Source organism: Halonotius sp. F2-221B, from assembly GCF_046719765.1.
In the GTDB taxonomy this organism is placed as follows: Archaea; Halobacteriota; Halobacteria; order Halobacteriales; family Haloferacaceae; genus Halonotius.
In genome coordinates this window covers 32,166-47,712 of record NZ_JABEBY010000016.1, presented here as the reverse complement: position 1 = coordinate 47,712, position 15,547 = coordinate 32,166, and the positions used below count along the sequence as shown (strand labels likewise).

Genomic DNA, 15,547 nt, shown 5'->3' with positions numbered 1-15,547 from the left:
TGAAAAAAGTATCCAACTATATCAATGACACAACAACTATGACACAATGAGCCAAGCGAACCACGACCACCCAGATCTATCAAGTACGATCATAGCTACATGGGAGAGCACCGATGAGTAGCTCATCTACCGTGAGTACCACTCTCACAGACAAGCAACAACGTATTCTCTCGTACTTTCGCCGTGAAGTGGATGCTCAAATGTATTTCAAATCACGTGTTATCGGTCAGGATATTGGGCTATCAGCGAAAGAAGTTGGTACAAATATCGGAGCGATCCGTGATGGGGAGTTTGGACTCACTATCGAACGGTGGGGAAAATCTGGTAGTATCACGTGGAAAGTCACCGAGGATCCTGTTTCCATCGCTGATTGACATCTGCCAAGGCTTATTCCGAGAGGACTCTGCCTGATACTGCCGTAATTGCTCAGTCTGAGCCAGAAATATGTGTTATTCAATCATTGAGAGATTGCCAAGTGACGAATAAAGCTGTTTAGTTGCTCACTTATCTCAACCTACAAATGCCCTATCTGATGGTGGGTGTAGTGGAGTTTTACACCGTGGACAACGTCGATTTACAGTAGTATTATAATTCCAGCCGCATTTACGACATTTGGTTGTGTGTGAATTCATTACTAAAAATTAGTCTAATAGTATATAAATATATCTGTAAATAACGGACAATTGTTATAAATTTAGTACTCCTATTCATGACGGAATATACGCGCCTCGCATCTTGCATACCAGAACAAATATCATTCTTATCTGGTAGTATTTCGACCAGTCAGTCCAAAACCCTACAAAGCAGCTGGGCTGACCCAATTACCGAGCTATCGGCACGTCGTGAGTGATTCGATGACAGGCTACGGGTGGGAGAACCATTCTTTCGCCGTGTCGGTGTTACTGTGGTAATTCGCCGAAGTCAATAGTTAGGAGGTTTGTCACTGAGCCGACGCGGTGATCGACGGTCACTGCTCGCCATCGACGATAGAATAGAACTGCATAACGCCGTTACTCGTTGAGAACAGTCGCCTCTTCGGGTGGTGCCAGATCGAGTTCCTCGGCACCCTGCTCGATTTCTTCGGGAGTTACCCCTTCGGCCTCGGCGAGGATCTCCGTCAACTCGTCCATGCTGATAATCTCTTCCGAGGAGTCTTCGCGGGACTGTTCCTTACTCATACCTGTATTCACGTGTTTCGTACTCATAAGCGTGTGTGGTGACTTTCCTCCATCGGGCCACTTTGGCGGGTTCGCTGCTGATCGATCTCCCTCGAATACATCGATGAAGTACTGAGTATTCTCTTCGAGATAGTCAGTACAGCCTCGGATCACGATGCCTCTGATTGACGGCAGCGCGTTGTCGGAGATCTCGACGTGGACAGTACTCTTGTGTCGCCGAGCGATATCGACATGCAACCCTTCTTGATAGATGTCGTGACCGAGTGCCGCTGTCTCGTTGTGATCCATGCGCGCTATTGCATCCCACTGGAGCGGGTCAGTACTCACTTGGTAGTGCAGGAGGACAAGGAATCGTGGTATGTGAGTATCTTCTCGGTCGAAGCCGACCGTAATGTGACAATCAGACCGACCACTCCCGACTCGTTTGGTTACGTCATATCCGGCCGGGAGCGAGGGAATTGACATGGGAATACGTAGCTCCACCCGCTACTTAGATTCTCTTTGTCCGTCGCCGTGGTCGTCGGGCAGCATCGCCACATCCATATCAACAAGCTCGCCTACTCGCAGTCCAGCGTCGGCCAATAACGCGACGATTCTTTCGTTGCGGTGTTGGTGGTAGTCAGCTTCAACCGAGTAACACGCTGCCCGGCGTGATTCGATCTGTTCTGGTTTCAGCCACACATTCGCATGAACTTTGGAATCTATATTCTTCGGCCTTGTTGGATCGTTTGTTTATAAATGATCGACAGGTTGTGGATCCTTAACTTAGGATTCTACAAGACGAGTCCAAAGTTGAGATATCTACCGCCTCAATACAGTAAATAATCGGGGCTACTCTCAGCTGAGCGAGACCACGATCAGAGTAGTGACATTGGTACTGATTGGCATGCAAGACAGCGCGTATCTCTCATTCAACTTTCTGCGAGATTACGACGTGTTCGCCCCCGCTTCGAGTGGGCGAACACGAGCCCATCAGCCACCAGACCTCTTCTGTGGCTTCCTCCACTGACACACCATGTCGCTCCGTAAATAAGCACATCAGACGGCATGTAAGAGACGACCCAACGCCCTACAGCAACAATTAGCTGTCGGGCAGCGTGACGTAGAAAGTGGCTCCCTCGCCGGGTGTCGACTCGACGCTGATCTCGCCGTCGTGGCGGGCGACGATCCGCTCACAGATCGCCAACCCGATCCCCGTGCCATCGCTGTCGCCGCCCTTATCAAAGAGGCCGAAGATCTCATCCTGCTGGTCGGCTGGAATTCCGGGACCGTCGTCGCTGACAGCGAACTGAACCCCTTCGGGAACCGACGTGCTGGTCACGTTGACCGTCGTCTCCTCGCCGCCGTGTTCGATCGCATTTTTAATCAGATTCTCAAACAGTTGCACCAACTGATCCTCATCGGCCTCGATCGTCGGGAGGCTGTCAACGTGGAGTTCCGAGTCCGTCTCCGCAAGTTTGAGTTCGAGATCCGCCTCGACAGCTGAAAGGACAGTGTTGACATCGGTCTCTGTGTGTTCGCTGCCTTCGGTTTCAACCCGGGAGTAGAGGAGAAGTCCATCGATCATCCCACGCATTCGCTCGGCCCCGTCGACGGCGAAATCGATATACTGCCTGGTTTCGTCATTAAGATGCTCTTCGAGTTCCTCCTCCAGCAGACAGACGTAACTCGATACCATCCGCAGTGGCTCTTGGAGATCATGGGAGAGAATGTACGCAAACTCCTGTAACCGCTCGTTTGAGCGTTTGAGCTCCTCCTCGAACTCCTTTCGCTCGGTGATGTCCTGTTGCGTTCCGGCTACGGCCACGAGTTCGTCGCCGTCGTACCGCGGGGTGCCTCGGGTTCGAACCCACCGCATCGCGCCGTCGTCTCGCACGATACGCACCTCAAGATCGAACGGCGTTCCGTCGGTTGTGAGCTCCGCAAAGGCCGAGCGGAGTGACTCCCTGTCATCTGGGTGAAACTGTTCGATCGCCGCCGCCACGGTCGGATCATACGTCTCTGGCTTTCCGTGGATATGATAGACCTCATCGGTCCACTGGAGCGTCTCCGAGCGCAGGTCATACTCCCAGCCACCGATGTTGGCCACCTGTTGGGTCTGTTCGAGGAATTCGCTTGTCCGTTCGAGTTCCAGTTGTTGCTGTTTGTCCTCGGTGATGTCCTGTTGGAACCCGACGAAGTTCGTCAGCTCTCCTTCGTCGTCGGTCACAGGTGCGATCGAGACTTGGTTCCAGAACTCCTCGCCGTCCTGTCGGTAGTTCCGAAGCTCGACGGTCACCGCCTCGGCGTTGTCGATGGCCTGTCGCATCTCGGCGATCGGTTCCTCACGGGTCGCGTCACCCTGGAGAAACCGACAGTTCCGGCCGAGTGAGTCGTCTTCACTGTATCCCGTCATCGACTCGTAGTGGTCGTTGACGTAGATCATCGGGTTGTCGCTTTGCTCCGGATCGGTAATCGTAATGCCGATCGGTGCCGCCTCGATCGCGCGATCCTTCCGTCGTAGCTCCCGCTCGCGGTCGGCCCGTTGAAGCTCAGTACTCGCCCACTCACTGAGCAGTTCGATGAACGTTTCTTGGAGTTCAGTAAACGGTGTGTCTGTGGGGTCGCGGTCGGCAAAACAAATCGTCCCGACCGTTTCGCCATCGACAACGAGCTTCGAGCCCGCATAACAGCCCAGCCCAAACCGATCGTAGGCGGGATCGTTCTCCCAGCCGTCCTCGGCAGCATTGACGACCGTCATCGGCTGTTCGCGGTCGGGCTCGACGGTATACCGGCAGTAGGATTCCGCAAACGGCGCGGTCGCACCGTCTTGGAGTTGGTCGTTGGGGCCAACGCCGATCGTGATCCGTTGGGTGTCGCCGTCGATACTGGTCACAAATCCCTGCTCGACACCCATGACCGTGCGACCGAACTCTAGCAGCGACGCCATCCGTTCGTCAAACGGTGCCGATTGCGAGGCAAGCTCGTGAAATCGCCGTAGCACCGACTCCTGCGTTTTGAGCCGGTCGATCCGATTCTGCTCAGAGGTGATGTCCTGTAGCTCGGACAACACGTACTGCTCGCCATCGAGGGTAGTGGTCGAAAGCCGAACACGGATCTCTGACACCTGACCGCTCGGGGTTTCAATCGCCCATTCAAACTGTCGGGGCTGCCCGTCAGTTGTCGCCTGAATCTGTTGGTGGAACGCATCCGGCCTCGCCGTCGCACCGGCGGCCGCGTATGTCTCCATCGTGGTACCGCGCAGCTCCGCGGCCGAATGCCCGGTCAGGACTTCGACCCGATCGTTGACGCTTTGAATAACGCCCGTGTCGGGATCGTGTACCGATATTCCAACCCCCAGATCGTCGCAGAGCGACGGAATAAGCTGAGCCATTGACACTGAGTTACGCCGACCACGAGGATAAACTGTGGGGCCGCGGTCGGCCAGGGGTGCTGGCGCGTGAGATCAGTCAGATTGATCGTCGACCCGCCCGCTGACCACCAGCACGGTCGCGTCATCGTGGGGTTTGCTGTGCTGATCAAGCAGCCGTCGGGCTGTGACCGTCGCCGACTCATCTGCCATCGATCGGGCCGGTGGCAGCTCCCAGTGGGAGTCGACGCCGTCAGAAAACAACACCAGCCGATCGCCCGGCCGCCACTCGCTGTGTGTAACCTTCGGATCGGGGCCGTTGCTCCCGACGACGCCACGGCGTGGGACAACGGTGAGATCGGTGTCGTCGGTGAGTTTGTAGTTGATGTTGCCAACCGTGGCAAACGTCACACTCTCGGCGTCCCAGTCAAAGCGAGCCAGTGCCATGACGACGCCACGGGTGCCGCGACAGGCGCGTTCGGTGCCGTCAAATATCGCTTCCATCCGGCTGTCGTAATGAGTTTCGACGTACTCCGTCGCTGCCATGGAAGCCTCGTGGGCGTCGGCCCCGTGGCCGAGTCCATCAATCACCCCGACGAGGGCCTGCTCGTCCCACCGTTTGATGACGAAGCTGTCACCGTTGACGGTCTCGTTGGCTGCGGGCCGTGACGCGGCACCAAACGAAAGCGGACAGGGGCTCGTCGCCGACGCTGGCTTTCGCTTCCACCGATCGGCGACGACCTTGGTTCCGAAATCCGGCTCGCCGGGGGCCGTGACGGTCAGCCGGTGCATGAGTCGGTTGACAGCCCCTAAGCCGCCGCCCAGACTCCCGGCTGTTGACGCGCCATCCTCGAAGGCCGCATCCACGTTGGCGATCCCGGGGCCGACATCGAAAGACTCGATCCGAACCCCCTTACGGTCGCCGTCGGTGAGATGGCTGAGTGCGATCTCACCGCTGTCGGCGTGTTTAAGAACATTCGAGGCAAGTTCGACGGCGACGATGCCGATCTCGGCGGTCGCCGACTCCTCGAACCCGAGATCCGCAGCCATCGATTCGGCGGCCTGTTTGACGATAATATCGTCGCCGTCCTGCTGGATATCGTATCGCTCCGTCTGTTCGCGTGTCGGCTCGGACATTATCGCCACTTCCGAACCGTGATCGTCGTCCCGTCATCAGGGTTTGAGACGATCTCGAAGGCATCCATGAGCTTTTGTGTGCCCTGAATGCCGCGTCCCATCCCGCCTGACGTCGAGTGTTCGGCTCGCAGTACCCCCTCGATGTCGTCAATCCCGGGGCCGTCATCGTCAAAAACGAGTTCGAGCCCGCTGTCCCGGTCAGCCTCGATCTCACGCCACTCCATGATGCCGTCCTCGGCGTAGAGATGCATGTTGCGCGTGAGTTCTGAGACGCCGGTGACGATCCGGGTCACATCGGTTGTCGAAAACCCGATCTCCTCGGCAATCCCCCTGGCCTCCTGTCTGGCCCGCAGAATATCGTCTTCCGACCGCACGCGGATCGTTCCCGAGCGGAGCACCGTCGCTTCGGCGTCGATAGCGGCGGCATCCGCCCGCTCACTCATTGCCTGCCTCCGGGCGACGACGCGGAGCTGAATCGGTCGGTAACGCCGTCGTCTGGCTCACTCGTGTTGTCGTCGGTCGCCTCGACGCTGATGCCCAGCATCGACAGCGCGTGGTCGGTGCTGCGAGCGGTCTCGACAGACTCCAGCCCGAAGCCGAGTTCGGCCGCGGTGATCGCCACACTCGGGCGCATGCCGACGACGATGGCCGCACCGCCCATCAGTTCGACCATGCTGGCGGTCTCGGAGATCACCCGAGCGAAAAACGAATCCAGCGTTGTCACAGCCGAGATGTCGAGGACGACACCACGGGGGTCGGCCGTCTCCATCCGATCCAACACATCCTGTTGGAGCTCATCGACGGCCTGATCGGTTGGGCGACCGGGGAACGTCGCTATCAACACATCGAAGACCTCGGTTACGGCGGCACTGTCGGTCGCGGTCATTCGAACTCGACCCCCTGCCAGGCGAGGGCGACCCGGAGGCCTTCCATCAGCGACGACTGGGTTTCGACATCGTCGAGCCGGACGCCGAGTTGGACGAGCGTCTGGGCGATCTCCGGGCTGATCCCCGTGATCACGACGTTCGCGCCGAGGAGATTGACAGCGTTGATCGTATCAATAAGGTGTTGGGCGGTCGCGGTATCGAGGGCGGCGACCTCGGTGATGTCGATCAACGCGATGGCGGCCTCCGTCGAGACGATCTGATCAAGCAGATCCTCGGTCAGCAGCTCGGCTTTTTGGGTATCCAGCGAACCGACGACCGTCGTGAGGATCACCCCATCCCAGATCTCGACGACCGGCATGGAGAGTTCCTGGATCTCTTGGGCCATATCCTGCAGCCGGCGTTCCTGCTCCAGCCGGTCGGTGATATCCCGCCCGATACCGACGATAGCCTCCAACTCATCGTCGGGTTCCAGCGGCGACATCGACAGCTCGTAGGCGATCTCGTGGCCGCCCTTCGTTTCGAGATTCGCCTGCACAGCCGTCCGGATCCTGCGATCAATGACGGTGTCGACAGCGTCCTCGATGGCGTCCTGATCCCCGCCGGAAAACAGCTCGGTTGGCTCCATCGAGTCCAGCTCCTCGCCGGCATACCCTGAGACCGCTGGCAGCTGTTCGTTCCACTCCACAAAATCGCCCTCCGGGGTGAAAATATAGAAGATATCTTCCAGCTCGTCGAGGCCCGTCGCAATGAGGTCGTCGTCCATACGGTCATATTAGCAGCAGTACCATTAGTGGTTGGGGCTCTGCCTGTCAGTTGTGGTCGCCGTCGATAATGTTGCAGGCCGCGGCGGCCCAACACATACTTCTAAACCAGTCGGTCGCGTAGCATGCACAATGCAACGGACATGTCGAGCGACGCGCACCCAGGGTGGTATGGCGTGAATATTGATAAACCAGTCGAGATTCTGTTGGCCGAGGATAACCCCGGAGATGTCGTGTTGACACGCAAGGCACTCGAACAGGGGAAGCTCGCCAACAACCTGCATGTGACGACAGACGGCGTCGACGCGTTGGAATTTCTGCGTCAAGACGGCGAGTACGAGGATGCCCCCCGACCGGATCTGATTCTGTTGGATCTCAATATGCCCCGGAAGGACGGCCAGGAGGTGCTCGAAGAGCTCCGCGCTGACGACGAGCTGCGGCGGATTCCAGTTGTCGTGCTGACAAGCTCGGAATCCGAGGAGGATATCGTCAGATCCTACGAGCTCAATGCCAACGCGTATCTGACCAAACCCGTCGATTTCGACGGCTTTGTCGAGATCGTCAACCGGCTTGAGAACTTCTGGTTCCAGGTCGTGAAGTTCCCGGAGAAATAAGATGTCGATCGGCGTCAGCGATACACTTCGGATTCTCCTCATCGAGGACAACCCGGGGGATGCGACGCTGTTCGAACACCACCTGACCACTGATGGCGGTGACACCTTCCCACCGGCGACGGTGACACATGTCGAATCACTCGACGCCGGGATCGAGACACTCACATCCGCTGACTTTGAGCTGGTCTTGCTCGATTTAGGGCTTCCAGGAAGTACGGGGCTGGATACCTTAGAGCGGTATCTCGAAGCCGTCGACGACGCCGACACGCTGTCGCCGTTGCCGGTGATCGTACTCACCGGATTGAAGGATGACGCGACCGCCGTGGAAGCGATCGAACGTGGAGCCCAAGACTATCTCGTTAAGGACGATGTCGACGGGGATGTGCTCCATCGGACGATCCGGTATGCGCTGGAACGCCACCGCCAAGAGCAGAAGCTCCGCAGGCAGAACGAACGCCTCGAACGGTTTGCACACGTCGTCAGCCACGACCTGCGGAACCCTCTCGGCGTCGCCCAGGGCCGGGTCGAGCTGATCGACGACGAGGAACACGCACCGATCGTCGCCAAGAACCTCGATCGGATGGAGGCGATCATCGACGACGTGCTTACGCTTGCTCGGGAGGGTCAGGCCGTCGAAGAGACTGAACCGGTCGACCTTGAGGTTCTGGCTACCAACTGCTGGGCAAACGTCGAAACCGCCGGCGCGGAGTTATCGGTTGACGATGGGTTGGTTGTCCATGCCGATGAAGGCCGCCTCCAGCAGCTCTTGGAAAATCTGTTGCGCAACAGCATCGAACACGTCGGCGACGACGTGGCGATCACCATCGGCGCGCTTTCGGATGGGTTCTATGTCGCCGACGACGGCCCGGGAATCGATCCTGACAACCGCGAGGAGATCTTCGAAGCCGGCTACACGACCAATCCTGACGGCACCGGGTTCGGGCTCAATATCGTCGAAGAGATCGCGACCGCCCACGGCTGGGATGTCGCCATCACCGACAGCGAGCGTGGCGGCGCGCGCTTCGAGTTTACCGGTGTTCGGCGTGAGGCGTGAAGAAGGTATTCGTGAGGCGTGTCCCGAAGTAGTGGAACAGCACTCTTGGAGTTTCTATCAGGGGTGCAGTCAAGATACAACGCGCATGGTCAGCATGCGTGCCGGACAGATTGTGTTCGCGGGGCTGGTATCGCCACTCCTGATACTGTTTACTGTAGACGGTTACCGCCTCGACCACCCACCGGGCGGCGGTCGAACGGTAACTTCCTACAGCAAACCGTATGAGAGATCATCCTGCTGGTCACACTCAACAATATCAAAACGCCCGCCATGACGCGATGATCAGACCGCATGTGCAGTACAGACAGTCTGCTAGTCTGACGGAGAGACAAATCTGCACCCGGAATACACTCTCACTCGGGAATGTTTGGAAGCGTTACTGACACACTGTTGCCATCGTCGTATTCAAACTCGATCCGCCCACGAAGCTTCTGGAGACACCAGTAGACGATCCACAACCCAATCCCTTGCCCGTGTTGCAGCGGCGTTTCATCGCCTGCAAGCAGTGTCTTGGTCTCTTGCTCCGGGATTGGGTCATTACTATCACGGATCTCGAAAACAGCATCGCCGTCGGACTCTGGTGGTTTTGAGACGCGAATCTCCGCTGTTGGCTCATCTGCGTTTGCATGAGCAATCGCGTTCTCGACAAGTTCGGTAAGGACAACCGAGAGTAACACTGGATCTGTGTGTAACTCCATCTCCGGTGGCGTGACTGACGATGTAATCTGCGCGTTGTCATGGGTTTCGGTGCAGGTTTCCGTCACGTCCTCCACGGCTGCAGCAACGGCAAAACTCGTCGGTTGTCGATCCCGGTCTTGAACGCTCTCAAACCTCTGGACGTTGTCGCCAATCGAAAGTAGCCGATCACTCGCACCTTCGATATTCTTCGCATAGGCCGCAAGCGTGGGATCGTCAACTTCGGCTGCAAGGTGTTCCGCGAAACCACTGATAACCGTCGTTTCGTTCCGGAGATTGTGTCGCATCACACGGTTCAGGACTGCCAATTGCTGTTCACGTTGCCGATCTGCAGTCACATCATACAACACGAGCATACTCCCAACGGGAGCGTCGCTTGGATCAGTTAGTTCCGTATACGACACGGCAAATGTTCCACCCTGGTCTGATCCAACGGTGAGTTCTCCGGTATCACGAAGCGTCTCTAATCCGACGCCAAGGACTGAATCGAGTGCAAGCGGGAGCCTGTTTGCGGTCGTACTCGGAAACACGTCCGCCGCGCGGTCGTTGACGCGGACGATCTGCTGTTCGACATCGAGGATGAAGACCGGATCGGACAGGGAGTCCAGGCCCGTCCGTTCGGCCATTCGTTGTGTCGCCGGGTTCGTCTCGAACATGTGCGTCCCGACGAACGCGTAGGCATCGAGGGCAACGTGAATCACCATCAGTGGAGCCGTGAGATGCAGCTGTGGGAGTGGCCCGAGAGCAAACAACCAGATGAGAACCCCGACCGAGGGCGGTGCGGTACTCAGGATGACCGCTGTGGCCTCGCGTCGATACAGCGGCCCATAGCTCAGTATCGCTCCAATCAACAGCAGCGAACCGACAGCCGCCGTGCCAATCGAAAACAGCATGGCGAAGACGCCCCATGGTTGAATCGTGTAGGTGACCGTTGCCAGCCCGAAGACTGGCTCGAACTGGAAGCCTGTCCAGACGAGGTGATGGAGCGGATTTGTCGCAGCGAGTCCGGCCGTCACGAGTGGAACGCCACCAACAATCCCAAATAGCGGCGTGCGGATGAGGCCGCCGCGACCGGTATAATCGAGACCGAAGGCGAGAAAGAACGGCCCCATGAACCCCACACAGATGATGGTGATCGCTTCGAGGACGACTCGGAGCGTTGGCTCGAAGACGAGCAACCCACCGCCGTAGGCGAGACAGAACACGGCAACCGATGTGATATTCCCCATGAACCAGTCCGCGCCTGATTTGTCCCGTTGCTGATACAGGTACTGCAACAAATATAGCGCGCCGAAACAAGCCGCAAAGGAGGCAACGATGATCGCCGTTCCAACTTGTCCCAGCATTAGTCTAACACAGAGAGTATCAGGGCCCAACTATAAGATTGGGATAGTTGGGTTACAAACGAGAGTTACACAACGAAGCCTGCAAATTGATTATTTTATTAATAGGATTGTGTAGGAAGTTGGTCTGAAGGAGCAATGGGCCCCTATAGATCCTCACGAGCTAGTTCGTCTGCCTCGGTCAGTTCCGTTTCATCGAGCGTTTCGAGTCGTTCGCGGAGCTCTCGATACGCCTTACTCGTGGCTAATTCAGCCTCTGTCTTTGTTTGTTCTAATAGAGCGAGTGTCTCAGCGGTTGTATAGCGATCCTGAACAGGTGTATCATACGCTCTCCGAGCCAGTAACCGCTCGACCGTGGCTATAACGGTGGTTTCATCGAGCGGCTTCATGACGAAGGTATCGAAATCGAGATCAAGGATATCAAAATCGGGATTGGTGGCTGTAACGAGCCCGACCTGATGCTCCGTTTCGCAGTCTCTTATTGCCGTTAGAACGTCATCGCCGGAGATGCCGGGCATGCGACGATCAAGCAACACCACATCGACAGTGTTGTCCAACGCATCCAGTCCGTCATCGCCGGACGTAGCCGTCCGAACCTCGTAGGAATCGGTCAGCCACAACTCGATTATTTGAACGACATCGATCTCATCATCGATGACAAGCACCACCGGCTTATCAGTGGACTCACTCATGGTTTCTCTGCTGCTGGAAGCATGATACGAACGAGACTCCCGCCCTCTGGCGGTGTTTCGAATGACAATTCACCACCGTATCGCGTTACCACCCAGTTGACAACCCAGAGCCCGACCCCGCTGCCGTGGTTGAGATCCGTTTCTTCGCCCGCTGTGAGCACATCAAGTTCCTCTGGTGGGATGCCCGGTCCGTTGTCTTCTATCTCGATAGCAACCCAGCCTACCCGGTCGTCAGCGTCCGTGATACGAACCGACAGCTGTGGATTAGTTGCATCGTTGTGTTCGACGGCGTTCGTGAGCAGATGATAGAATCCGCGTCGCAGTGGCGTATCGGCAAGGACGAATCGCTCGTCTGGCAAGTCGATCGTAATCTCCCCATCGAACGAGTTCTCGACAGCGTCGAGTTCCCCCTGTAGCATCGAGACTGCGTCTACGGGCTTGCGGACGATGTCTTGGTTGATCACCTCTCGGGCATCACTGGCAGCCTCAACCGTTCCCAGCAGCTTACTCGCGTTTTTTTCGATGATTTCGGCGTGGGTGGCAGCCTGTCCGGTGAGTTCCTCAAGCAGAATATTGGTTCGGCCGAGAACGACGGTCAGGTCGTTCCGGAGGTTATGCCGCAACACCCGGTGCAACACTTGAGACTGTTGGCGGCGTTCACGTTGTCCGGTGATCTCTTGGACGAGCATGAGGTGGTGTCTGCTGCCATCAATCTCGACGGCCGTGGTGGTACTCTCAACGACGACAGTGGAACCATCGGCACGGATATGTTTGGTCTCTTCGGTGCGAGTTTCGTTCACCGCAAAGGAGTTCCAGTAGGTATCGAACGCCTCGGCTGACCGCTCACTCACCGTCTCCCAGATCGACGCGTCCAGTAGCGTCTCGCGGGTTCGACCGACTACCTGTGCGTAATGGTCATTGAGGTATTCGAACCGTCCGGTTTCGTCGTACATCGTCAGTCCGATCCCGGCCTCGGTAATGGCCTTCTGGAACACTCGTAACTCGGCTTCCCGTTGCCGTCGTTCGGAGATGTCTCGAACGGCCCCGACGGCCCCTCTGAATCCTTCGTCGTATGGCAACAACGAGACATCGATTTCGACGGGTATGTTAGCACCTGTTGTGCTACGCAAATGTCCTTCGTACGAAGAGACGGAACGCTGGGCTGTTTCCCTGATATGGAGTTCCACGTCCCTCCGTTCTCTCTCGGTGTCTTCAGTGAGAATCGTCGAGATATGCTCACCCTCAAGCTTAGCGGGTGTCTTGCCAACGGCGGTGGCCAGTGGTTCACTCACCAGCTCGATGTAGCCCTCGCTGTTGACGGCATACCGTTTTTCCTGCACAGTTTCGAACAGCGTCTCGTACTGTTCGAGTTCTTGGCGACGATCCATCCGCGAGAACGCGCTGGTTGCGTTGACCGTCAATAATTGTGCGCGCTCAATATCTACCTCGTCGAAGACGTGTGGGTCGTAGCCCCCCACTCCGAGCACCCCATACTCGCCGAGGGGGATGAACAGGAGTGACTCGACGGGGTCGAAGGCCGCAGCTGAGTGGCCGTAGTACGCACTCACGTCGTCAATAATAATTGGCTCACCGGTGTCATATGCCTCCAGTAAGGCACCGCCGTCTGTGGGTGGTAATGGCCCATCAAAGACAGCCTCGATGCGGTCAGACCACGAGGTCGGCGTGAGTGTCTCGGGGCTGAACTCATCGGCTCGATAGACGACCGTGAGTTCGTGGTCGAGGATATCGACGGCTGCATCGGCAACGATGTCGGCGATTTCAGCTCCTGTATTGGCGTTCATCAACTCCTGTGTTGTCGACAGGAGTTGCCGACGGATCTCACGGTTACGGTAGGCTTCAGTGATATCGGACTGACTGCCCAGATACCGCAACAGCGTCCCATCCTCGTCGTAGATCGGTGTGATATCGAGTTGGTTCCAGAACGTCGATCCATCCTGCCGGTAGTTCTTGATTTCGGTCGTATATGACTTCTCGGCCTCGATATGTTCGCGCAGCGCGGCGACAGTCTCGGGGTCTGTTTCTGGGCCCTGTAGAAACCGACAGTTCTGACCGAGTATCTCGTCGGCCTCGTAGCCGGTGGTTTCCTCGAAGGCATCGTTGACGAACACCAGCGGATTGTCAGCCCGCCCCGGATCGGACAGCGTCAGCGGCAGCGATGCCTCCTTCATTGCCCGCTCGAGAATATAGCGTTCCTGCTCGCGCTGTTTTCGCTCGGTGATATCGGTGAAGAAGATCGAAAGGCCCTGTTCGTCCGGGTAGGCCCGCACCTCAAACCACACGTCCAGTGGGTCGTATCGCTCTTCGAACGTGACGCTGACCTGCTCGCTGAGGGCTCTGTGGTATTCCTCGTAGAACGTCGTCTCGACGGCGTCCGGAATCCCATCCCAGAGGTGTTTCCCGATCAGTTCGTCATCGCCGTAGTCGGTCTCCATTGCTTGCCTGAGTACGTCGCCACCGCCGTCATTCACATATTGGACGTGCCAGTTTTCATCAACGGCGAAAAACGCATCATCGATTCGTTCGAGCAATCGGTCATTACGTTCTCTGGCCGCCTCAACCTCCTCAAGATACTCGCGGCGTTCGAGTTCCTGCTGGAGCCACTGTGACATGTAGTCGAGGATCGTCTGCTCCATGTCGCTGAACGGCTCCGTTCGCGGCTCGCTATCCGCAAAACAGATCGTGCCGTACAGTTCGTCATCGACAGTCACTTTTGCGCCCATGTAACAGCCAAGATCGAATTTCTCGTAAGCGGGGTCGTCTGCCATCCCTTCGTTGGCCGCATCATCGTAGACGAGCGGCGAGCCAGTATCTGGACGAATCGTTCGCCGACAGTAGGTTTCGCTGAGGTCAGCCGCGCTGCCGGATTGAATAAGTGGGTGATCACCGACTGCCTCGGCGATCTCGAAGTGATTGGTTTTCTCGTTGATCCGCGAGAGGAAACCGATTTCGGTGCCGAGTAGGTCTGCACCGAATTGAAGCAAGTCTTTGACTTGAGCGGTGAGATCAGCCGACGGATCGGCCGTGATCTTTTGGAGGCGTTCCAGTGCAGCCTGATTGGCCTCAAGTTGCTGCTGTTTCGCTTTCCGCCCACTAATATCCCGTACAGAGGAGACGACATATTTGGAGCCATAAAGTTGGGCTGCCTGAATCTTCACCTCAACCCAAAGTTCGTTGCCGTCGTTCGTCGGGTCGGGCCAGGCGAACGTCTGTGACACGCCACTCGCTGCTCGGTGAACCATCTCGACGGCTCGTTCTTCGGTGAACTCCTCGTTGTGTCCGACCAGATCGGATAGTGATAACGTCGTCGTGGCAGGATCGTAGCCCAACATTCGATAGAACTGGTCGTTACAGGTGATTATCTCACCCGTCTCTGGGTGGTGAACCACGATGCCGTGGTTGGTTTGATTGAGGAGGTCTTGTGTGAAGATGCAGTTGTGGGCGCGGTCGAGAACCCGCTCGATTTGCTCGGCGATTGCGGCAGTCTGACTCTCGATACCGAACGGAATAATGTCGGTGACACCGGCGTCGTAGAGCTCCGGTGAATCAATACTTGGGCCGACGACAATCCGTGGGATATCGGTAGTCTCTGATGGTAAATGGTCGATGACATCACTGTTGGGTCGTTGCTCAAGAAACACGATTCCAGCGGGCAAGCTCGACTGCATCTGATCCGCAACCCGGTCGGCCTCCACACACGCAACGTCGTACCGACTCTGTTCGAACTGGGTCGTGAGTGCCTCTTGGCCCGCTGTGCTTCCGCCGATAACGAATAACTGAGGGGAAGAATCCCACACTGATTGATGACGTGCCCCTAC

At 57.0% G+C, this 15,547-nt stretch carries 12 protein-coding genes; 3 read left to right on the top strand and 9 right to left on the bottom strand.

The genetic code is table 11. The features are described from left to right. The first annotated feature begins 113 nt into the window (after positions 1 to 113). The gene (locus HKK80_RS12105) at positions 114 to 374 is read left to right on the top strand and encodes a hypothetical protein (protein ID WP_120085914.1); all 261 of its coding nucleotides are present in this window, start codon (positions 114 to 116) and stop codon (positions 372 to 374) included. 636 nt (positions 375 to 1,010) lie between these two features. Here HKK80_RS12105 and HKK80_RS12100 read toward each other — a convergent pair. The 6 genes from HKK80_RS12100 to HKK80_RS12075 form a co-directional block, all read right to left on the bottom strand. Next, positions 1,011 to 1,178 carry a hypothetical protein gene (locus HKK80_RS12100; protein WP_411799856.1) on the bottom strand — a complete coding sequence of 56 codons (168 nt, stop codon included), beginning with the start codon at positions 1,176 to 1,178 and terminating at the stop codon, positions 1,011 to 1,013. 1,081 nt (positions 1,179 to 2,259) lie between these two features. Next, positions 2,260 to 4,551: a PAS domain S-box protein gene (locus tag HKK80_RS12095; RefSeq protein ID WP_411799855.1), complete on the bottom strand. Its 2,292-nt coding sequence runs from the start codon at positions 4,549 to 4,551 to the stop codon at positions 2,260 to 2,262. 72 nt (positions 4,552 to 4,623) lie between these two features. After that, complete coding sequence (locus HKK80_RS12090; protein WP_411799854.1) at positions 4,624 to 5,664, bottom strand: SpoIIE family protein phosphatase; 1,041 nt, start codon at positions 5,662 to 5,664, stop codon at positions 4,624 to 4,626. Continuing rightward, complete coding sequence (locus tag HKK80_RS12085; protein WP_411799853.1) at positions 5,664 to 6,107, bottom strand: ATP-binding protein; 444 nt, start codon at positions 6,105 to 6,107, stop codon at positions 5,664 to 5,666. Before HKK80_RS12085 ends, HKK80_RS12090 begins: the two co-directional genes overlap by 1 nt. Then, positions 6,104 to 6,550, bottom strand: coding sequence for an STAS domain-containing protein (locus HKK80_RS12080; protein ID WP_411799852.1), 447 nt, complete (start codon positions 6,548 to 6,550; stop codon positions 6,104 to 6,106). The genes HKK80_RS12085 and HKK80_RS12080 overlap by 4 nt, the downstream gene beginning before the upstream one ends. Next, complete coding sequence (locus tag HKK80_RS12075) at positions 6,547 to 7,314, bottom strand: PAS domain S-box protein (protein ID WP_411799851.1); 768 nt, start codon at positions 7,312 to 7,314, stop codon at positions 6,547 to 6,549. Before HKK80_RS12075 ends, HKK80_RS12080 begins: the two co-directional genes overlap by 4 nt. A gap of 174 nt (positions 7,315 to 7,488) precedes the next feature. Here HKK80_RS12075 and HKK80_RS12070 point away from each other — a divergent pair, with 174 nt between their 5' ends. Together HKK80_RS12070 and HKK80_RS12065 are read left to right on the top strand one after the other, a co-directional pair. Beyond that, a complete protein-coding gene (locus HKK80_RS12070) occupies positions 7,489 to 7,926 on the top strand; it encodes a response regulator (RefSeq protein ID WP_411799850.1) in 438 nt (145 codons plus the stop codon). Between the two features lies 1 nt (position 7,927). Beyond that, the gene (locus tag HKK80_RS12065) at positions 7,928 to 8,980 is read left to right on the top strand and encodes a hybrid sensor histidine kinase/response regulator (RefSeq protein ID WP_411799849.1); all 1,053 of its coding nucleotides are present in this window, start codon (positions 7,928 to 7,930) and stop codon (positions 8,978 to 8,980) included. 353 nt (positions 8,981 to 9,333) lie between these two features. On the opposite strand, the gene HKK80_RS12060 is transcribed toward HKK80_RS12065, so the two are convergent. The 3 genes from HKK80_RS12060 to HKK80_RS12050 all read right to left on the bottom strand — a co-directional run bounded on the left by HKK80_RS12060 (position 9,334) and on the right by HKK80_RS12050 (position 15,424). Continuing rightward, entirely contained in the window at positions 9,334 to 11,022 is a 1,689-nt protein-coding gene (locus HKK80_RS12060) for a histidine kinase N-terminal 7TM domain-containing protein (RefSeq protein WP_411799848.1), read from the bottom strand. A gap of 143 nt (positions 11,023 to 11,165) precedes the next feature. Next, complete coding sequence (locus HKK80_RS12055; protein WP_411799847.1) at positions 11,166 to 11,711, bottom strand: response regulator; 546 nt, start codon at positions 11,709 to 11,711, stop codon at positions 11,166 to 11,168. Next, complete coding sequence (locus tag HKK80_RS12050; protein WP_411799846.1) at positions 11,708 to 15,424, bottom strand: PAS domain S-box protein; 3,717 nt, start codon at positions 15,422 to 15,424, stop codon at positions 11,708 to 11,710. The genes HKK80_RS12055 and HKK80_RS12050 overlap by 4 nt, the downstream gene beginning before the upstream one ends. Between the last annotated feature and the right edge of the window lie 123 nt (positions 15,425 to 15,547).